Source organism: uncultured Gimesia sp. (assembly GCF_963976445.1).
Classification (GTDB): domain Bacteria; phylum Planctomycetota; class Planctomycetia; order Planctomycetales; family Planctomycetaceae; genus Gimesia.
Window position 1 is genome coordinate 75,528 of record NZ_CAXBKP010000007.1, and the last position, 20,546, is coordinate 96,073.

Sequence of the window (20,546 nt, forward strand, 5' to 3'; positions counted from 1 at the left end):
GTGTCCGCCCGCCTGGCGAGGGTCAAACCGGATTCACTCTAGAGAATGGACCAAATCCTGCATTGAAGCATCACTACGCAAGACACGTCGATACCGCGGGGAGACACATGGGTCTCCCCCTACTTTCCTGTGATCGGGACGTTTCTCCGATCACTGTTGGCAAGTAACTAGACCGGACACATGGCAACAGCGTCACAGCCGATTTTAACTACCACGAAAGACTCGAAAGTTCAAAATCATCAAATATGAATTTCGTGGTAGAAAATAACGAACCAGAATACGTGCCCTACTCCCGCAACAGCAGCCAGAAAATCAACCCGAAAAAGCCGATCACAGCCAGAGCAATGTGTAAAGCGAGAACGCTGACTGTCCCGGCCAATGCATTACCTTCAGCCAGCGGCCAGAACGGATTCATTTCTTCGTGCATCAAACTGTCGAGTAGAATGTGCGACACGCCGCCAATCAAGCCGACCAACAGTGATTGCCAGAGTAATAACCGCCCCGGCGTTTGTGCCAACCGTTCTCCCCAGCGCGAATCGGCGGGTAACACGCGACGAACCATCTGAACGACGACGAACATCAACAGTCCCGCAACGACTCCCATTGCGATGCCCCCCAGATAGGTATGCAGATAACGATGAAACGGCGGCTCATTTCTGCTGAGATAATACAACACTTCAAGATCGATCAATACATTGGCAGCCACGTACGATGAGAACCAGAAATACCGTGAACCGAAGGCTTTGCCAAGCAGCCCTGGGCAGAAGTGAAATGGGGGGAGCGGAATGAGATGTCCTCCATGACTATATTATTAGATTGGTCGAGCCAAATCCGAATTCAGCAGACAAACGAGTCAAAAGCAGTTACAATGAAGCCCATGTATTCTAACAGAGATTATTTTTCAAGACAGCGCAAACGGAGATTCTTGTGAACGGGCATACTCAACTCAGCAAACAGCATCAGTTTCGGTTCACGTCAACAGTTATGAAAACACCTTGGTACTTGAGTTGTCTCTTAAGTGCCGGGATGCTTTTGCTGTCAGGAACAGCATCGGCGGGTGAAGCGCCCGAGTGGAAATACACACCGGAACTCCTGCAGCCGTTCTGGCAGGGAGATACAGTCGAGGGGGAATCGGTGCTGTTTATCAAAGATCCGAAAACGGGGGAATCGAAAGCATCGCTTCTGTTTCCCATCGAAAACGTGCTCAGCGTTCGCAATCCCGCGGGCGACATCACGTACGAGGAAGGCCGGGACTATACCTGGAATCCGGGAACACGCGAGATTACGCTACCCAAGAATTCTCGCATCGTTTCGCGAACAGCCACCGAACTGCGTCGTCCTGATAATTCACAACGGCACAAACTGACGCATCGCGATGGAAACGGCGAAATCTTCTTCGGCGGTAAGCTGGAGTATCACAACATGCAGACCTGCATCACTTACAAGCACAAGCCGGCCGACTGGCAAGCCATCGTGCCAACATTCGATGAGAAAGCCCTGCCGCGTACGATTCAAAAACTGCGGAAACACGATACCGTTTCGATCGTGCTACTGGGAGACAGTATTTCCACTGGCTGCAACGCTTCGGGCTGGGCAGGAGGAGCACCGTTCCAACCTGCGTTTCATGATTTGTTACAAGAACATCTGCAGAACCGCTATCAGACCAGAGTGCATCTGGAAAACCCTTCGATCGGTGGCAAAGACACACGCTGGGCACTGACCCAAGTCGACAAGGTCCTGGAGTCGAACCCCGACCTGGTCATCATTGCGTTCGGCATGAACGATTCCGCGGGCCGCTCTGCGAAAGAATATCAGGCCAACACGAAAACGCTTATGAAAAAGATTCGCGAGAAACGGCCTCAGACCGAATTCATTCTCGTGGCACCAATGCTAGGTAACAAGGACTGGATCCGACTCAAACACGAATTGTTTCCACAATACCGCGATGCACTGGCGGAGCTCTGTGAGCCGGGAGTCGCGCTGGCAGACATGACTTCGATCTGGACTGAGTTTCTCAAGCAAAAAAAGGATTGGGACCTGACCGGCAACGGCGTCAATCATCCGAATGATTTCGGGCACCGTGTTCACGCACAGGTGTTGTCAACGCTGCTCATGCCGCCGCAGGAAAAGACGGAGTCTGGTCAAGAGACGAGCCTCCCGCCGGAGGTGGTCTCAATCTGGAATGGTGAAGCGCCGACAGGCGAAGATCAGTTCGAGAAGGCTGATGTGAAGCTCACCGTACATCAACCAATGAAAGGCAACGGAGCCGCAATTGTCATCTGCCCGGGTGGCGGTTACCGGGGACTAGTGACCGGCGGTGAAGGTCACGGCATTGCCAAATGGTTGAATCAACACGGCATTACCGGCGTCGTACTTGAGTATCGGATGCCAGACGGACGATCTTTTGTGCCACTAATGGACGCGCAGCAGGCGATCCGCACCGTCCGTGCGAATGCGAAGCAGTGGAACATCGATCCCACCAAAGTCGGCATCATGGGCTTTTCCGCGGGCGGTCATCTGGCATCAACGGCGGCAACGCATTTTGACGGCGGCGATCCTAAAGCAGACGATCCTATTAAACGTCAGAGTAGTCGCCCCGACTTTGCGATTCTGATTTATCCCGTGGTCAGCATGGGAAAAACAACTCATGGTGGATCGAAAAAGAATCTACTGGGAGCAGATCCTTCAGCCGAACTGATTGAGCTCTTCTCCAATGAAAAACAGGTCACCACACAGACGCCGCCAATCTTCCTGGCACATGCGGTTAACGATAAACCCGTGCCTGTGGAAAACAGTAAGGCACTATTTGATGCGTTGCAGGCGAAAAACATTCCCTCCAAGTTCCTGGAATTACCATCCGGAGGCCACGGCTTGAACGGCTATAAAGGCCCGATGTGGGATGCCTGGCAGAAGCAGTCGATGGAGTGGCTGGCGAAACTGAATTTCATTCCCGCACAGGTACATCAAGACTGACTCCAGCGGCGCTGATGAAGTAAGTGCAATCCAATTTCCTCTAAGAAAGCAAAGCATGACCACCCTTGTCGTGGGCGCCACCGGTGCTACCGGTCGGCTGCTCGTAGAGCAGTTACTACAGCGTGGTGAGCAGGTGAAAGCCATTGTCCGCACGCCTGATTCGTTTAATGACTTCATCACCGGTCATGAAGGTTTTTCCGAAATCCAGGCGAGTGTGCATGATCTGACGGACGCGGAAATACAGCAGCATGTCACAGGCTGTGATGCGTTCGCTTCCTGTTTAGGACATCAACTGTCGCTTAAGGGAATTTTTGGAAAACCGCGTCTGCTGGTGACCGATACCGTCCGTCACTTATGCGAAGCGATTCAAGCCACGCATGCGGGAAAACCGGTGCGATTTGTGCTGATGAATACGGCGGGAAACAGCAACCGCGATCTGAAGGAACCGATTTCGTTGGCGCAAAAGTGTGTGATCGGGTTGCTACGTCTACTCGTACCGCCGCATCCGGACAACGAGAAAGCCGCCGATTATTTACGCACAAAGATTGGTCATAATAGTGAGACAATCGAGTGGGCCGTAGTGCGACCGGATTCGTTACTCAATGAAGACGACGTAAGTGAATACGAGCTTCACCCCTCGCCCACCAGAAGCGCAATTTTTAACGCCGGCCAGACCAGCCGCATCAACGTTGGACACTTCATGGCAGAACTGGTGACGAATGAGGAAACCTGGAACCAGTGGAAAGGGCAAATGCCGGTGATTTACAACAAGGTTGAATGAAGGGCATTTTGCCCCACCATTTGACACATCGGAATACCGCGGAACAGTAAGTTCAAAATGGCGGCTCGCGCCGTTCCGCTCATTTTTTTAGATTATTGGGTGGCACAGTTGGCATGCCAACAGTGATAGGAATAATGTTCCGACCCACAAGAGAAGTAGGGGTAGATCCATGTGTCTACCCGCGGGATCGACGTGCGTTGCGTGGTGCCGCTTCAATGCTGGCGCTGGTTCCATTAGAAGAGTAAATCCCGTATCGAATCTCGCCAGGCGGGCGGACACATGGGTCCGCACCCTACTTTTGAGAGACATTGCCTGTTTAAGAAATATCATTGTTTTCTACCACGAAAGCCACGAAAACGTCTCTGTTCGTAGTGCTTTCATGAAGGTAGCATAAACGGAGCCGATCACTATGGGGACAGGCTTCCTCATGCTCGATACTCAAAACTGTTCGCCAGACGTTCCCATTCAAAGGGAGAGTAAAGATGCTATTCCAGAAAACGCGGATGACTCGTCACACAACTTTGATTTGTATCGGCACAATTTTGATGCTCGTTTTAATGCCGCTCTCTGCCCGGGGCGAACAGAACGAAACGGCACACGCTGAGGAACTCCAGACGCTGATTCGTAAAGTCGAGGAAAACGAAGCGTTCTATGATGATCTCAAACTCAATTTGACCAGCACCAAGAGTGACGTAAACCCCTTGTTCGCCATCGACGTTCCAAAACCGATTGTGTGCGAGACGCAGATCATGCTCGACGTTCAGGAGTTGAAGTTCCGCCAGGAAGACCAGTCAAAAGGGCGTTTCATCGTGATTACTCAAGGTGGCTTAGGCTGGCTGAACCAAAAGAAGGATCCTGCCAATGCCAATTATACGAATATCGGAACCAAAACATGGATTACGGTTTGTGACGCAAAGACCAGTCGGTATTTCTGGACAGACGATGTCGTCGCTGAAAAGCGAGGACAACAGCGAAAGAAGTCAAGTAAAGGTGGGATCTCCGATAAACCGATGCCTCTTCCGAATCTTGCCCGGCCGCACATGTTCCTTTTGGAGAATGTAGGACTGAAGATCCCGCTCTCAACTTACCTCAAAGGAGCCAAAGCCATCCGGTCATATCCGGGTCCGTCCCAGTTGCGTAAAGGTACTAAGCTTAAAGTACAGATTCTCGGCTCGGAAGCGTGTCAGGGACTGCTGTGCACAAAGATCTCCATTGAGTACATTGATCCCAAAGGAACGCCCCGAAGTCGACGGGAATTCTGGCTGGCTCAAGACCGGAACTTAACTCCTGTACGGAATTTGAGCTATACCTACCGAGACTCGAAAGAGATGCCCATCGCAGAGGCGATCATCGATGAATGGCAGGAAGTAAGTCCCGGCGTCTGGTTTCCGCGCCAGGCACATTACAACCGTTTTGGTTCCATGACCGTCAAACGGGAGGGCCGGCAAGAACTGTCGTGGCACGTCACATACGACGTTAACAGAGTCCAACTCGAGCCACAATTCTCCCCAGAAGTGTTTACCACTCTCAAGTTCCCGCCGGGAACGAAGGTGACTCTTGTGAAAGACGGAAAGATTATTAAGACCATCGATGTAGAGGCCAACGAGTTATAATCGTTTACCCGACGTCTTTCTGATTACTGCGAAATAAATAGCCTGAAGAATGGCAGTTTCTCCCATTACTCAATCACTTTTTGACTTTTTTCCGTCACGGCCTTTGAGCTGTTTTAACTGACGCGACAGCTCGCGGCTCTCGTCGATGCGGTCTTTTACCACATTCGTATCTTCGGCCGGATCAGTAGTGTGATCATAGAGCATGCGTGAGATCCGCTTGCCTTTGGGGTACGTGTATTCGGTGTAGCGGAGTGTGTCGGTGCGGATGGTGTCGCCGTTACGGAAGCGGCTGACGGCGGCCTGCTTCCACTTCGTATCCGGATCGCGCATCAAGCCAACGAAGCTCTGGCCTGCGAGGTGTTCGGGCAGTGGAATGCCGGTCAAAGTGCAGAGTGAGGGATAGACATCGATGGATTCGATCAGGGCTGACCTGCGCTGGCCTCCTTTGATTCCCGGCGCTCGCACGATCAACGGAATCTGCAGGGAGCTCTCGTAGCAGCTGTGTTTACACCAGAGCGTGTGATCCCCCAGGTTCCAGCCATGATCGCCCCAGAGGACGACGATTGTGTTGTCGCTCAGTTTCAAACGGTCGAGTTCGGCCAGGAGTTTGCCGATCTGGGCGTCGGTGTAACTGACACAGGCGTAGTAGCCGTGAATCAGATTGCGGGCGGCTTCATCAGAGACAGGTCCTTTACGCGGTATATCAGCGTAGGACCGTAATTCACCGGAATTGTGTATCGATTCTTTCGGTGCGTCTTTGGGAACATGGTAAGTGGCGGGCAGTTGGATTTTGTCGTGGTCATACAGATCCCAGTATTTCTGCGGCGCAATAAAAGGCAGATGCGGCTTGAAAAAACCGACCGCCAGAAAGAAAGGCTCATCCTGTCCCTTCAACTGCTGCAGGGTGCTGATGGCTTTCTCAGCCAGGACGCCATCCATGTATGCATTATCGGGCATGTCGGCTGATTCCCACGCGGGCCCTTTCCATTTTTTTCCCTGCTTTTTCCCCTCTTTTAGTCGTTGTGCGTGCACTTCCTGATTTTTCGGCTGCTGGTACCAGGGAACGCCCTGCGGACGCCACGCCGGTTCCGACCAGCCTTGAGCGCTATCCTTTGGATGATGAAAGATCTTTCCCAGTGAAGCCGTGTAGTAGCCGTTTTTCTTGAACTGTGTGTTCATTGTTGTGATGCCCGGCGCGTCCCGCTCGGCCCAGGTCAGAAAGTTGACGAAGCGTTTGCGAGCAGGACGGATACCCGTCATCAGACTGGCACGCGAAGCCCCACAGGTCGGCACCATGCAGAACGCCCGCTCGAAGAGAGTGCCGCTTGCCGCCAGCTTGTCAATGTTCGGCGAATGAATGTGCTGCTTGCCGTAACAAGCGAGTTCCGGTCGAAGGTCATCGACGGCAATGAACAACACATTAGGTCGTTCGGCGGCGTGAGTTTGGGTGGTGAGACAGAGCGTAATTAGAAGGAGAATTGAGCGACACATTTTTGGGGGGGTTCCTGAGTTCTATTTTTAGCTAGCAATCATTTTAGTATGAATGAGCATCAACCAGACGCCATAGGAGAGGGGGAACAACGACAGTAAAACAAATGCATAAAAGAGTATTCGATCCAGCTTATCGACGGAAACGCCGGAGACCATTCTCTTCGCCAACCTTAAAATGCCATAGAGGGCGAACGTAATCCCCAGAATGAGGTAAGCATCTTTTCGGAACAGCGTCGAAAAGTAGATCAGGATAATCGCAATAATAAACAAGACAAGATAGATGCCTCGAATGAGGCGATTGTCAAAGCGATGGTTTTGAATCATGGCATGCTTCCTGAAAACATTATCCTATTCGAATCCATTCTAATGGGTGACCAACAGAAAATGTAGGGGTAGACCCATGTGTCTCCCCGCGGTATCGACGTGTCTTGCGTGGTGCCACTTCAATGCTGTAGCTGGTTCCATCGTTAGAATGACCCGTACGGATCTCGCCAGGCGGGCGGACACATGGGTCCGCGCCCTACTTTTAAGAGATCAGGTCAGTTTAAGCTGAATTGGTTTTTCTACCACGAAATTCGCGAAAGACACGAAAGTCAAATTCGACGCGTTTTCAACTTTCGTGCTTTTCGTGGTAGTTTAATTCGAATTGGTTTCGGACTTCCTACTGTCTGTCGCTGCTAACGGCGGCTCGCGCCGTGCCGCTCATACCTGTGTCAGGACAGTCTGGAAAACCTCTTCTTAACGACTACTTCTTTTCAAACCGGAAGATGCCTTCGCCGCCTTTGACGGTTTGGACGGTGTAATACAGTTCGCCGTCTTCGTCGGTGCCGAAGGACATGACGGGGACGGAACTGGCTGCCAGACGCACATTGCGTTTGACTTCACCAGTCTGCTCGTCGTAGTCAAGAGCCCAGAGTTTACCTGAGACAAAGTCGGCGTAGACATAGTGACCTTCTAGTTCGGGTAGCCGTTTTCCCCGGTAAACGATACCACCGGTGATGGAACGGCCCACGCCATGATCGTATTCCCAGATCGGATCGATGGGTGTATCTTTCGCGGTCTCGGGGCGATTGCCAAAGTTGCGTGTGCCTTCACGAACACTCCAGCCGTAGTTGCCGCCCTTTTTGATAATGTTGACCTCTTCCCAGAGATCCTGGCCGACATCGCCGGCGTAGAGCGTTCCGGTTTTGGGATCGAAGCTCAATCGCCAGATATTCCGCACGCCGTAGGCATAGATTTCCGGTTTCGCCTTGGCCCGATCGACAAACGGGTTATCCACGGGAATCGCGTAGTTCTTGCCATCCGCTTGCTTATCAACGTCAATACGTAAGATAGAACCGAGTAAGGTTTCCAGGTTCTGACCGTTACCCAGCGGATCATTGCCGGAACCGCCGTCACCGAGTCCGATATACAGATAGCCGTCGGGTCCGAATTCAATCGAGCCGCCGTTATGGTTGCCGTAAGGCTGATCGATCTCCATCACGATTGTTTCACTTTGGGGATCCGCCTTGTTGGGATCGTTGGCGGAAACCTGGAAACGGGCGACCTTTGATTTCCGCGGGCTTCCCTCGGCAGAATAGTAGACGAAAAACTGGCCGTTCTCTTTATAGTTCGGATGAAAAGCGAACCCTAACAGACCTTCTTCGTTGTTCTTCTTCCAGGGGGCGACCTTGGAGCGAATGTCGAGAAACAGTTTTGTTTGCTTCGGTGAATTTTTATCAATGACGTGAATCATGCCGCGTTGCGTGGCGACAAAAATGCGTCCGCTGCCGTCGTTGGCGTGCGTGATGATCATAGGTCGCAGTGGCAGCACCTTCCCGGACTCTTCATCAACGGCTTCCCAGCCTTCCCATTTCAGATCTGGGAATGCAGGTACGCCTTTTAAAGACAGTTCGCCATCGCTGGGATCCTGAACGGAGTTGTCCGCGGGAATTTCTCTGATCTTGATGTTGCGGAAGGAGACCAGATCGTTGTGGTCCTGCAGGCAGATGTGTCCTTTGGTTGGTTTTCCGAATTTGGGAAACTTGGAGAACTTGCTGGCAGCGACCTGTTTATCCCAGTCAGCACTTCCTTTATTGAAACGAAAATATTTCACACCATTCATGATGACTTCGGATCGATCGGGTCCGACTCTCAGAAACAGATGATTCCACTCGCCTGCGGGCCGCGTCGCATCGACGACCTCCGGCGTGACTTTTTTGCCCGCTTTTTCGGCTTCAATCATCCATTTGGGAGTCGCCGGTTTGTAAAGCTGATACAGCCAGCCTGCTTTCTGCGGATCGTGCCCATCGACGTTGTCCTGAATCTGGATTTCCGGCCCGGTGCGCCAAGGTGTCTGTTCTTCTTCGGTGACATGAAACATCAGGCCGCTGTTGCCCGCTTTGGAGATCCGATATTCGAGTGAGATTTCGAAGAACTCGAACTGATCGTCGGTAATGATATCGCCGGCCCCTTTGGCGGAACGGGAGAGCACGCCGTCTTTGATTGTCCAGCCTTTATTGACGCCCTCTTTTTGATAATTCCGCCAGCCGTTGGTGGTCTTGCCGTCGAACAGCAGCTTCCAGCCACTCTTCTGTTCTGCGGTCGACAGGCGGTTTAACGAAGTATCGGATTTTTCTGCTGCCGTGACTGTCAGAGTCAGACACGCAGACAGCAACAGCGTCATCAGGGTTTTGGAGTTTCGAATCACAGGTGCGCTTCCTTTATGAATCAGCAATCGGTTTGTATTGAAGAATGAGTTTCAGCTAAATGAAAAAGAGACAATTTTCTTATCCTACTGTTATCCAACATTTCCCAGCGGGAATCAACTATAAAGCAATCTGGAGTCTCCAAATTTTGAATGACATCTGATTGACGAGCCTGTAGACCCATGCCTTCAAGGAAAGATTCGGAAGATCGAGGAACGAATGGTATCCTGTCCCCTGTTTCGATTTCCTCTCTCATCAGTTCGCTCAGAATGAATGGAGTCACAAAATGAAACGCTTTCTCAGCCCTTCGTTATTCAGTTCGCTTGCCGTATGTGGCGTGTTGACGGTTGTCTTTGCCGGCTCTCCTTCCACAACTGAGAATCCCAATACACAGGGCAATTCCTATAACATGTATACCAGCGCATTACGTGTGTCTGATTCTGGCGTCGTCACGATCCCCTCGCGCTATCGATGGAGTGTCGAAACAAGCTGGCAAGGCATAGATCTCAACGGCAGAAACCTCCCCGCCAGACGCGTGCAATTGCGCCTGCATGATCCCAATCACAACTTCTCGGCCTTTATGGCACAGATGGACCTGGCGACCGCTGCTAAGCTGCATCACGAACTGGGGAACATCATCGTAAAGAAACTGCAGGATCCCAATTATCAGTATCGACCTCAACTCTATCGCCCCGATCAAATACCAACCAAGCGAATTATCGGCATTGACGCGAGCGGAACTGCCATCGTTGAAGACGTAGACAAAGCTAAATAACCGTCTGTTGAAGACCAGATTCAGATTTATTTTTCTACCACGAAATTCACCAAAGACACGCACATTCCTGTTGAATGCTTTTTGCCTGACGCCTCTATTCGCTAATTTTTTGGCTTTTCACATTGACACCACCCTCTCTAACCGCTAATTTATTAGCGATTCAATATTCTTGATCATCAGGGAAAGATGTCATGTCACAGCACGCCAATCTCAGCAGGCGGGAACGTCAAATCATGGATTCGATTTACTCGCGCAGTGAAGCCACGGTGCTCGATATCCAAAGCGATCTCCCGAATGCACCCACTCCGACTGCAATTCGGACCATGCTCCGTATTCTGATGGAAAAAGAGTTCGTGCGGCGACACAAACAAGGGCGTGAGTTTGTCTATTCCCCCACTTCCCCGCGACGCCCGGAAGGGACCAGAGCATTGAAGCATGTGGTTCAGACATTCTTTGAAGGCTCATTCAAGCAGGCGCTGGCGGCACAGCTTGCTAGTGGCGACGAACCGCTAACCGATGACGAATTGCATGAAATAGTCGAACTCATCAAAGCAGCTAGAGAAAAGGGAAACTAATTAATGAATACTGAATTCAACCTCGTTCCGTATGTTGGACAATCATTTTTCCTGCTGGATCTTGCGATTAAGTCGACCTTTATTCTTGTCGTTGCGTTTGTCATGACACGACTCTTGCGTCGCGCCAGCGCATCGGTACGCTCTTCCGTCTGGAGCGTCGCAATCCTTGCTGTACTTGCTTTACCCGTTATCAACTCGTGTCTGCCGAAATGGACGATCGAAGCGAGCACAGTCAATCACACGGGAATCAGCCACCATCTGGAATCACCACCTGGCGCCTTATCGGATTTGAAATTTCAACAGTCCTCACAGAGGGGCATTCTCAAAAGTACCCCGCAATCAGCGGCTGCTGCCGAACTATCTTCAGTGTATGGCGACAAAATCAGCGGCTCAAATAACATACCTGCATTCCTTTCGAACGTCGCAACATTTTTAAATGTGTTGTGGCTGACGGGAGTTGTCGTGATGTTGATTCGTCTGTTTATTATGCGAATGCGACTGCGGACGGTTTCCCGGAAATATGAAGTGGTGACGACAGGTCGATTGTTCGATTCGCTTCAAACGTGTCGCAATGCACTTGGTTACTCCAAACCGGTGAGTCTACTCGTCACCGCGCAGCAGCAGGTCATGCCAATGACCTGGGGGATCATGCATCCGTCGATTCTACTTCCACTCGAAGCCGAAGATTGGATGGAGCACGAGCTCCATTGTGCACTCATCCATGAATTGGCGCATGTTTCCCGTCTTGATTGTCTCTCTCAGCTGTTTGTGCAGATTGCGTGCACGCTGTACTGGTTCAACCCACTTGTTTGGGTGGCAGCCCGGTTCCTGCATATCGAACGGGAACTTGCCTGCGATGATATCGTCTTGCAGAACGGGACGCGTGCATCAGACTATGCAACACAACTGATGCAGGTGGTCTCTCGTTTTCGGTCGCATCGAATATTGAAATCTACGGCAGTCTCCATGGCAGCCCAGAGTGGTTTTGCTCAACGACTGAAGGCGATTCTTCATGAAACGCAGGATCGACGCCCCGTCCGCCTGCAGACCATGGTTCTCTTTGCAATATCGTTCATCGGGTTGACAGGGTTGCTGGGAACCTTCCCGTTCGCGTTTACCGAAACAGCCTACGCGCAACAGTCTGGAGAACAACAGTCTAAGAAACAGCAATCCAAACCAGAACCGATCATTCAACAGTCGATAGCCAAACCGCCACAGACGCAAGACACGAAGTTAGTTCCAGAGACACAGACTCAAGAATTTTTCAATGGAAGAAAACGCGCAGTCCCGGTTCAAGGTACGAACCAGCCATCGCCGCGCTCGTTGAACATCGTGTTCGCACATGATCCAGGACTGGGAAATTATAACGGAATTGTGGGAGGCCCTAACGACGTCTGGAATTCAGTAGACATTGGCACGACAGCGGTTGACTATACGCGATACAGCGACGCCAGCTCCAGTACGGCCCGACTCCGGATTTCACGCCACGACGGCGAGTGGGGAATCAAAGGAAAATCGGGAATCTTCCAAGGCTACATCTATCACAATTGTCGCTGTGTCGATCTGGAAACAAAAGTCTTAGATCTTCCGGCTGGCAAATACAAAATCTACGTCTTCGCACATGGGGATGCTCCAAATCAGAATGCGGAGATCGAACTGAAAGTCGGTAAACGCGTTGTCGGTAGAAAAGCGACGGCCAACGACGGTACTTGGAATTATCGTACCCAGGCTTTCCGCGAAGGTCTGCAGTATGTGAGCTTCGACTTCACGATCGCAGCCGGGGAAGAACTGAGACTCATCAGCCATCGGGCCGGCAGTGATTACTCAATGTTTAACGCGATTCAAATCGTTCCGAAAGCTCCTCTCGCTACACAACTACCGATGCAACCTGCCCCAATATCTCGCTAAGCCTGAGACAGGATTCATCTTGTCGGAAATGCGTTCCACAAATGACGCTCAGCTTGTTTAGCGAGATGATGACCGTGCGCTTACTCTTCGAGATCCAGTTCGATCACATCTTCTTCGGGATCACCTGTTATCACAACGGATAGCTCTGTGGCGCCGTTGAATCTGGCAGGGATGACTTGCTTGACTTCGTCGATTTCTGCTCCTGTATCGGCATCTTTGATTTTCTTACCTGTCGGTTTATGCCAATAGACGGCTACACGGTAGGTTGCCTTGTTGGGCCCTTTCGCTGCCGGAATAGTAAATGCACTGTCTTCAATGGGCCCACCCGAGGGATTGGATTTTCCATCTTCTGGAATCAATGAAATCATCCCACTTGAAATGGATTCGCCTCCAAAAGTGACCGTTCCTGAGACAGGAAATCGCTTCGCGCCCGAATACTCGGCCTGACTTCCACATCCCCAGACACCTGCCAGTAAAACGATCAGCAATGCACGAACAACAACGTTCACTTGATTCATTCGTAAGAACCTTATCAGAAATAGAGAGAATGTAATAAAGCATCAACCAGCCCACCTGAGCTGGTTGATTTGAAATCGAGCAGCAGTTCAAATTAGAACTCTCCCACAACGTATTCGTCGTCGATGAAGTACAAATTCTGGTAGATAAATCCGGGGCCAGCCATATTCAAATTCATTCCCAGACAGGTCGTTGTTGAACCGGCTGCCGGATTGTGGCTGATGTTTTCGCTGATGAAGCGAACCGCGCCATCGGCCATTAAGAAGTGGGCTCCCCCTTCGTGATTACTGCTGACACCGTGCCGCGTACAACCACTGTCACCGGAACCCGCATTCGAGCTAGATGTCGTTGCGGTTGGCGTGTTGATGGGCCAATTGACGCGGAATTTATTGGCAGCATCGGTATTGTTGCTGCGTCCCCAGATGATCGCGCCGCCATAGCGTTTCCCTGCTGGATCTCGTTTCAGACGACGTTCCGCCAGTAAAAGTGTGTTACTTGTTCCATCAGTGATGTCTCGAATGCGGATCTTCGTGTTCCCATTGGAAATTCGCTCGTTCACAACATAGTTCGAAGTCGAATAACTCTGGTGCATGGCATTGATGGCTTTTCCTGTATCGGAGGGGCATCGGTACGACGGGTAAGGATCATTCAATGGAGTCGTACTTCCATAACTGTCACCCGCGTTCGGCATACGACAGCCATCCGGGTTAAGTGTGTTATACAAGGGGGCTTGATCAAGAAAAGGCAGGATGAAAGTTCCCCAGCCCCAGGCACGATAGTTATTGTCGGGTAAAGCGACCCCATTGGACATGTTCGCACACCGGTCAGACCAGCCAGAACCACCAGGGCGACTGATGATTCCAGGAGGAAACGTAATATAAGTCTCGTGGTAGTTGTGGAACGCCAGACCAAACTGCTTTAAATTGTTCTTACACTGAGATCGACGGGCCGCTTCTCGTGCCTGTTGTACGGCTGGCAGTAACAGGGCAATTAAAATCGCGATAATGGCAATCACGACCAGCAACTCAATCAATGTGAACCCTTTGCGCCGGTCTTTAAATAAATGCTTCACCACAAGGCACTCCTTAATTAAATAGAATCGAAATAAAAGTGAATCGAACTTTTTGCCTCTTTAGAAATGGATCGTGAGGCAGATAATAAGTTTCATCAGATGATCAGTCGGCCTGAGTTTGCGGCTCTTCCTGATATTGAAAGGTTTTGATAAATAACAACACCTTGAACAATACATCAGTCTATTAATATACACATGGATAAAATATTGTCTATATAATTTTTGAACAATGTGAATATTTTTCTGGTCGCTATGCATTAGGCACTTCTGCTTCAAAGAATAAAAACGGGCCAGAATCCAGTCTGACCAACGCAAGTTCTGAGAGAATCAACTCAGACACTAGACGGTGCCACAATCCATACCAATGAACAAAAAGGGAGAAACCACTTCTCTGGAATCCAGGATATTTACAATTGAATACTACCTGTTACAATCCCCTTCCATCATGATCCTCTGCCCAGTGAGATGGTCTTTGATGCGAGTATCAACATCCGTGTCCCGATTTGCTTGAACGTGAAATCGTATTCTTGAAACATAAACACAGAGAAAGGACTTTCTAGTGTCTGGAACCTACATCAATACGCCGTTTGTGATTACCAATAATCAGAGCGAATACCATCAGGATCAGATCTGGGTTTCGTTTTCGGGGACTTTCACCAAAACAAGTACCCCGCAGACCATTGGCCCCAATATAATTACAGACTTTTCATCTGCCTGGCGGTCGTTCAGTCTTGCCAGTTTATTAGCGCCCGTTCCGAATCTGCCTTATTTTGGAACGACAGCACAATACACATTCGCACTCAATCAATTTTCAGGTCGGGTCTATATCAACTATGGCCCCGCGGCACTGACAGAACCTCCTAACCCTGGTAACCCGGGGACAAGCCCCTATATTGTTTTTGAACCGACAGTCGACGGGAAAACCTTAGCAGCACCCACTCCTACTGCCAGTAATATGGATTTGTCCTACGTCGACGGTGTTTCGTCCCCTGCGGCGACGATGATCAGCAATGCCACAACTGGTGCACCGCTTCAGGCGACCTCCGTCAACCCGGTGACCTCTCGCAGCAACATTCTGTCCAATGTCGCAAATCAGGTTCCCAGCGGCGCTGTGGTATCGAACGGCTCGAAAAACGTGCGTGTTATGTCATCAGCCGCCGCGCCGACCGTCTATCATGACTGGACCAGTCTGATGACCAAGTTACAGAAAAGCACGAAAACGAAACCGCTAAAGGTCTGCAGCTACACCAGCCCAGCAACGGGAATCCCTGCCAGTTACGCCCTGAGTGGTGCCTTGTTCGGTTACAGCGGCGGGAAGACATATTCTCCTCAGGCCCCGAATTTTGCCACAGCGCAAAGCTACAACACCCAGGCCAGATTTAAGACTAACCTGAACCCGGATAGTAATCCCGTTCTGATTGGTGCGGGAATCACGAATGGGACCTCTGGAGTGAAGATCAGTGGTACCGGAAGCCAGACAGGTGCTTTCAGTATCTACATCAAGGAGACCGATTTAAATGCGGGAACGGGTATCTATGGTAATAATCCTCCGTATGTCGTCACCTATCATGAAATGAAAGACGCTTATAGCACAGATGGGATCGAGAACGACTTAGGGGGAAGAGTTGTCGGCGATCTGATGGCGGGCATGGTATTCGGCTGGTCCGCCAGTACTGTGAATATTGAGTCGCATGCCGCCGAGACCAGCACTCAATTATATGGGACGAATTTCAGCTCAACGACAGTGGGAGGCTTAATGACCGGCGAGCTGTTTTTTTTACTGTCCCTCGCCGGCGCGCAAGGAAAGCTAACCGACTGGATCGGGTCCGAACTCGATTCCGATTCAGACGATTTTGATCCCTACCTGTATGCGATTGCTCAGAACAGTGACGCTTATGGCAGTGGTTTTACTGATCGGTTGGAAGGCTATTTGAATCCCGATACTTATTGGTACACTGCGAATCCTCCTGCGATCCCAGGAGGAGGCAGTTATGAAACCGTGGGCTTTGTCAATTTGATCCTGGGACAACCAACGACTGTGCCTATGGCGATATTATTGACCAATAACACCACTCAGGAATTGACGCTCACGAACAAGCAATTAATCGGAGCCAGTACGAAGTCTTCGTTTGAGCTCCCGTCTGAACTTTCAGGCGGCTCGACGGCGGGAGGTTATAGTACCCCGGCGTCGAAAACGCCGTACCAGGCAATCTGGACTTATTCACCAGACAATGGTCAAACCCAGCTCAGCTTTCAATGTGACCTCACCGGTCCCAATGGCATCACCATCATCCCCACCAAAACAGGTCCCCAGGCAGACAAGTGGGAACTCAGTGAAGAACCGACACTGGAAGCAGGCATCTGGGTCGTTCGGTTCTACTATTCGGAGAGCACTTAAGGATCTGCCTGGACAATGCCTGTCATTTCAGAAATCGTATTTGATATTGATGAAATAATAAGTGGCAGAGAATTCTATTTTCCAGGGAGGGATTTACCTCTTTTTCCTGTAGGTAAACGCAGTCCCCGCTGTAAACGCCTCGAATCGAAACAGAGAAAGACATGACCAGTTCTGTTGACTTGTTCTGGTCATGGTTCCAAAGCGGATATTCTTCTTCATTCAGTTATTTTCATCCACGCATTCTACGAATTTGTGTTCTATAATTTTATATCTCTGTAAGATCACTTTTTGGTAAGATCACTTTTTGAAGAATTCGAATTTTCAACAGCATTCAAATTGAACCACTTCGAATTATTACTCAGGGTAAAGGCGGGCACTCTTCATGACGAACACAGCTATCAATGTGAATGAAAATTCACAACTCGACTGCCGAGTACTTTTGGTTGAAGATTCCCCCGAAAGTCAAATACTGGTCGCACACTTCTTAAAACAAGCAGGCGCTGAAGTCTTCATTGCAGACAATGGGCAGAACGCACTTGAGATTGCTTTGGAAGCACACGAGCAAGGTTTCCCGTTCGATATCATCCTCATGGATATACAGCTACCCGGTTTAGATGGGTGTGAAGTAACTAAAAAACTGCGTAAAGCAAGTTACAGAGGCCCCATCATTGCTCTTACAGCCAGCGAAAAAACTCACAGTCGTCAGCAATGCATTGAAGCCGGCTGCGATGATTACCTGACCAAGCCCGTCGACCCAAAGCAACTAATCAGCTTGATGGGGCTGTATCTGTCACAGTTAAAACAAAAGCAAAAGTTTAATCGCGCTGCCAAAGTTTATTTAAATCTGGATAGTTGAAACTGACTTTATATCCTCGCTCTTTTCAGCCCGACTATATCCGCTTGCCACTCCAGCCACATTTCACGCTGCAAGGCAGATCAAGCCTTGAATGCCACTCCCCTTTCTTCTCTTCTCAATGAATATGGGAGTCTGGCCAGTTCCCTCCCGCACCGCGCAGCGATCATCCACCGATAACAGCGCCCGATCATCTCTTTTGTAATTCATGTTTGACTGTTATGTGGAATGAATCTACGATGGCGGGAGTACAACCGTCAATCACCACCGTCAATCATCAGAGTGCGGTTTAATCGCGATTTGACGCACGAGTCCTACAAATCTCAACCTGTCAAGAAGCGCCGGACGTGCCGACACCAGAGAATCACCAAACGAGGTTAAGATGAACTACTTCCACCGACCGCTTGCCGTTTTGGTCTTACTGGGACTGGTTACCAGTATTAGTGCAAAGGAACCGAAACACTCACCACAGGTTTCCAATGAAAAAAAAGTTGACTATTCCCCCGCCATCATTCGCCTGAAAGCGGCGATCCGACACGAGGTGGAACAGAAGCAGTTACCCGCGTTTTCCATTTCGCTTGTTGACGGCGAAAAGATGGTCTGGGCCGAGGGCTTTGGCTTTCAGGACAAGGACCGGAAAATTCGCGCGACCGAGAAAACGGTGTACCGCGTCGGTTCGGTCTCGAAACTCTTCACCGACATTGCCGTCATGCAACTCGTCGAAAGCGGGAACCTCAATCTGGACGCGACTGTGCAGACCTATCTTCCGGAATTCAAACCGGCCAATCCCTTTGGCGGCGAGATTTCGGTCCTGCAACTCATGACGCACCGTTCGGGACTGGTTCGCGAATCGCCGGTCGGCAATTACTTTGATCCAACGGAACCTTCTCTGGCAGATACCGTCGCCAGCCTCAACGACACCGCCCTTGTCTACAAACCCGGCACGAAGACGAAATACTCGAACGCCGCGGTAGCCGTTGTGGGCGCGGTACTCGAAAAACAGCTTGACATTTCCCACGCGGCACAGGTGCGTAAGACAATCCTTGATCCTTTAAAAATGGCGCACAGCGGATTCACCGTGACTCCCGTTATCAAAAATCATCTCGCCACCGGTTGGATGAGAACCAACGACGGCCGACGCTTCGAAGCACCCCCATTTCTTTTGGGCACAGGTCCCGCCGGGAATCTATATTCGAATGTCGTCGATCTGGCGAAGTTCCTGACCTGCCTGTTCAACGAAGGCCAATTTGAGAACGGTCAGATCCTGAAGCGAGAGACTTTTCAAACCATCCTCACACCACAAAAAGACTTGGATGGTAAACCACAAGGTTTTGGGATCGGTTTTCGTATCCAGGATTTTGATGGCTTTACCAAAGTCGGCCATGGTGGCGCCGTCTACGGCTTCTCGACACAGCTGGAAGCACTGCCAGAACGAAAGCTGGGAGTCGCCGCCGTCGCTTCGCTGGATGGCACAAACGGCGTCGCGGGTCGGCTCGCTGACTACGCGTTGCGAGTGATGCTGGCGACACAGGATGGCAAGCCGCTTCCCGTGTATCGTATGACCGGCCCAGTTCCGGCAGAACGCGCGAAAGAACTGGTTGGCCTGTACCGCAACGCAGAGGATCAAAAGTTTGCCCGCATCACCGAGCTCAACGGCGATCTGTTTCTACATCGCGGCACCTTTCGCTACGACATCCGGTCTACCGCCGATGATGGCACGATTCTGACCGACGACTCCATCGGCTTTGGCACCAAAGTGGCGCTGGAAGGTAAGGATGTCCTCAAGGTGGGCTCTACGAAATTCACGCTTGTCGACGATGCACCATCGCCGCCGACTCCGCCAGACTGGAAAGGCCTGATCGGCGAGTACGGTTGGGATCACAACACACTGTATATTCTGGAAGAGGAAGGCCAGTTGTACGCGTTGATCGAATGGTTCTATTACTACCCTTTGAAGCAAATCGACCGTAACACGTTCGAATTTCCCGATTATGGCCTGTATCACGGTGAAGGCCTGAAATTCACCCGCGGTAAAGAAGATGTCGCCACTGATGTCGTTGCTGCCGAGGTGAAATTTGATCGTCGCGAAGTCGGCACCAAAGATGGCGAGACGTTTCAGATCACCCCCGTCAAACCGATCGACGATCTCCGCGCCGCAGCGCTCGCCGCGTCACCCCCGCCCGAACCGGGCAAATATCGGCAGCCGGAACTGGTCGACCTGGCAACCCTTGATCCGACGATCAAGCTCGATATTCGTTACGCCTCTGAGAATAATTTCACCGGGGCTGTCTTCTACAAACAGCCCCGCGCTTTCATGCAGCGCCCCGCTGCCGAAGCGGTGGTCCGTGCGAATGCCCGTCTCAAAGAACGTGGTCTCGGACTGTTAATCCACGATGCCTATCGTCCCTGGCACGTCACGAAAATGTTCTGGGACGCGACTCCGAGTGAGCTCAAAGATTTCGTCGCCAATCCCGCCAACGGTTCACGGCACAACCGAGGCTGTGCCGTCGACCTGACGCTGTACCATCTGAAAACCGGGAAACCGATCCAGATGGTCGCCGGCTACGACGAATTCTCACCCCGTTCGTTCCCACTCTATCCGGGAGGCACCTCCCGCCAACGCTGGTACCGCCACTTGCTGCGGCAAACGATGGAGTCAGAAGGCTTCACCGTCTACGAATTTGAATGGTGGCACTTCGATTTCAAAGACTGGAAACAATACCGCATCGGCAACCAGACATTCGAAGAAATTGATCAAGCACGCTGATTCTGGTTTGAAGTCAGAGAACTCTAATGGCGGCTATCCCCGAATTGCTCATTACGCTGGAACTCAGTTTCGATTTTCTTAGGAAACTTCTGGATTAAACGGATCTGCATCGATAAGATAGACGGTAAGTAGACACC

The 20,546-nt window shown here is 50.8% G+C and carries 15 protein-coding genes; 9 read left to right on the forward strand and 6 right to left on the reverse strand.

The features are described from left to right. Positions 1-286: 286 nt before the first annotated feature. Positions 287-787 (reverse strand): DUF4184 family protein, encoded by a 501-nt coding sequence (locus AAC022_RS09970; RefSeq protein ID WP_339730810.1) that lies wholly within the window; start codon positions 785-787, stop codon positions 287-289. A 239-nt stretch (positions 788-1,026) separates the two neighbouring features. On the opposite strand from AAC022_RS09970, the gene AAC022_RS09975 reads away from it, so the two are divergent. The 3 genes from AAC022_RS09975 to AAC022_RS09985 all read left to right on the forward strand — a co-directional run bounded on the left by AAC022_RS09975 (position 1,027) and on the right by AAC022_RS09985 (position 5,367). After that, on the forward strand, positions 1,027-2,973 hold the full coding sequence (locus AAC022_RS09975) for a GDSL-type esterase/lipase family protein (protein WP_339730551.1): 1,947 nt from the start codon (positions 1,027-1,029) through the stop codon (positions 2,971-2,973). A gap of 55 nt (positions 2,974-3,028) precedes the next feature. Further along, positions 3,029-3,754, forward strand: coding sequence for an NAD(P)-binding oxidoreductase (locus AAC022_RS09980; protein ID WP_339730553.1), 726 nt, complete (start codon positions 3,029-3,031; stop codon positions 3,752-3,754). Between the two features lie 503 nt (positions 3,755-4,257). Continuing rightward, positions 4,258-5,367 carry a hypothetical protein gene (locus AAC022_RS09985; RefSeq protein WP_339730555.1) on the forward strand — a complete coding sequence of 370 codons (1,110 nt, stop codon included), beginning with the start codon at positions 4,258-4,260 and terminating at the stop codon, positions 5,365-5,367. 69 nt (positions 5,368-5,436) lie between these two features. Here the strand turns inward: AAC022_RS09985 and AAC022_RS09990 are convergent, their stop codons facing one another. The 3 genes from AAC022_RS09990 to AAC022_RS10000 form a co-directional block, all read right to left on the reverse strand. Further along, a complete protein-coding gene (locus tag AAC022_RS09990) occupies positions 5,437-6,858 on the reverse strand; it encodes a sulfatase (RefSeq protein ID WP_339730557.1) in 1,422 nt (473 codons plus the stop codon). A 27-nt stretch (positions 6,859-6,885) separates the two neighbouring features. Continuing rightward, positions 6,886-7,182 (reverse strand): hypothetical protein, encoded by a 297-nt coding sequence (locus tag AAC022_RS09995; RefSeq protein WP_339730559.1) that lies wholly within the window; start codon positions 7,180-7,182, stop codon positions 6,886-6,888. Between the two features lie 421 nt (positions 7,183-7,603). Continuing rightward, complete coding sequence (locus AAC022_RS10000) at positions 7,604-9,547, reverse strand: PQQ-dependent sugar dehydrogenase (protein WP_339730561.1); 1,944 nt, start codon at positions 9,545-9,547, stop codon at positions 7,604-7,606. A 284-nt stretch (positions 9,548-9,831) separates the two neighbouring features. Here AAC022_RS10000 and AAC022_RS10005 point away from each other — a divergent pair, with 284 nt between their 5' ends. The 3 genes from AAC022_RS10005 (at position 9,832) to AAC022_RS10015 (ending at position 12,803) form a co-directional block, all read left to right on the forward strand. Continuing rightward, the gene (locus tag AAC022_RS10005) at positions 9,832-10,320 is read left to right on the forward strand and encodes a hypothetical protein (RefSeq protein ID WP_339730563.1); all 489 of its coding nucleotides are present in this window, start codon (positions 9,832-9,834) and stop codon (positions 10,318-10,320) included. 191 nt (positions 10,321-10,511) lie between these two features. Further along, positions 10,512-10,895, forward strand: coding sequence for a BlaI/MecI/CopY family transcriptional regulator (locus AAC022_RS10010; protein WP_339730565.1), 384 nt, complete (start codon positions 10,512-10,514; stop codon positions 10,893-10,895). 3 nt (positions 10,896-10,898) lie between these two features. Next, on the forward strand, positions 10,899-12,803 hold the full coding sequence (locus AAC022_RS10015) for a M56 family metallopeptidase (RefSeq protein ID WP_339730566.1): 1,905 nt from the start codon (positions 10,899-10,901) through the stop codon (positions 12,801-12,803). 80 nt (positions 12,804-12,883) lie between these two features. On the opposite strand, the gene AAC022_RS10020 is transcribed toward AAC022_RS10015, so the two are convergent. Both AAC022_RS10020 and AAC022_RS10025 read right to left on the reverse strand, forming a co-directional pair. Beyond that, positions 12,884-13,321, reverse strand: a complete 438-nt coding sequence (locus tag AAC022_RS10020) for a hypothetical protein (RefSeq protein WP_339730568.1) — start codon at positions 13,319-13,321, stop codon at positions 12,884-12,886. Between the two features lie 92 nt (positions 13,322-13,413). Further along, on the reverse strand, positions 13,414-14,391 hold the full coding sequence (locus AAC022_RS10025; protein WP_339730570.1) for a DUF1559 domain-containing protein: 978 nt from the start codon (positions 14,389-14,391) through the stop codon (positions 13,414-13,416). 559 nt (positions 14,392-14,950) lie between these two features. On the opposite strand from AAC022_RS10025, the gene AAC022_RS10030 reads away from it, so the two are divergent. The 3 genes from AAC022_RS10030 (at position 14,951) to AAC022_RS10040 (ending at position 20,409) form a co-directional block, all read left to right on the forward strand. Beyond that, positions 14,951-16,789, forward strand: coding sequence for a hypothetical protein (locus AAC022_RS10030; RefSeq protein ID WP_339730572.1), 1,839 nt, complete (start codon positions 14,951-14,953; stop codon positions 16,787-16,789). A 403-nt stretch (positions 16,790-17,192) separates the two neighbouring features. Then, positions 17,193-17,645, forward strand: coding sequence for a response regulator (locus tag AAC022_RS10035; RefSeq protein WP_339730574.1), 453 nt, complete (start codon positions 17,193-17,195; stop codon positions 17,643-17,645). Positions 17,646-18,024: 379 nt separating this feature from the next. Beyond that, positions 18,025-20,409, forward strand: coding sequence for a serine hydrolase (locus AAC022_RS10040; protein WP_339730575.1), 2,385 nt, complete (start codon positions 18,025-18,027; stop codon positions 20,407-20,409). Positions 20,410-20,546 lie beyond the last annotated feature (137 nt).

Bases quoted from the DNA above. Each gene is read 5' to 3' on its own strand.
- AAC022_RS09975 (WP_339730551.1), top strand. From the start codon at position 1,027: ATGCTTTTGCTGTCAGGAACAGCATCGGCGGGTGAAGCGCCCGAGTGG.
- AAC022_RS09980 (WP_339730553.1), top strand. From the start codon at position 3,029: ATGACCACCCTTGTCGTGGGCGCCACCGGTGCTACCGGTCGGCTGCTC.
- AAC022_RS09985 (WP_339730555.1), top strand. From the start codon at position 4,258: ATGACTCGTCACACAACTTTGATTTGTATCGGCACAATTTTGATGCTC.
- AAC022_RS09990 (WP_339730557.1), bottom strand. From the start codon at position 6,858: ATGTGTCGCTCAATTCTCCTTCTAATTACGCTCTGTCTCACCACCCAA.
- AAC022_RS09995 (WP_339730559.1), bottom strand. From the start codon at position 7,182: ATGATTCAAAACCATCGCTTTGACAATCGCCTCATTCGAGGCATCTAT.
- AAC022_RS10005 (WP_339730563.1), top strand. From the start codon at position 9,832: ATGAAACGCTTTCTCAGCCCTTCGTTATTCAGTTCGCTTGCCGTATGT.
- AAC022_RS10010 (WP_339730565.1), top strand. From the start codon at position 10,512: ATGTCACAGCACGCCAATCTCAGCAGGCGGGAACGTCAAATCATGGAT.
- AAC022_RS10015 (WP_339730566.1), top strand. From the start codon at position 10,899: ATGAATACTGAATTCAACCTCGTTCCGTATGTTGGACAATCATTTTTC.
- AAC022_RS10020 (WP_339730568.1), bottom strand. From the start codon at position 13,321: ATGAATCAAGTGAACGTTGTTGTTCGTGCATTGCTGATCGTTTTACTG.
- AAC022_RS10040 (WP_339730575.1), top strand. From the start codon at position 18,025: ATGAACTACTTCCACCGACCGCTTGCCGTTTTGGTCTTACTGGGACTG.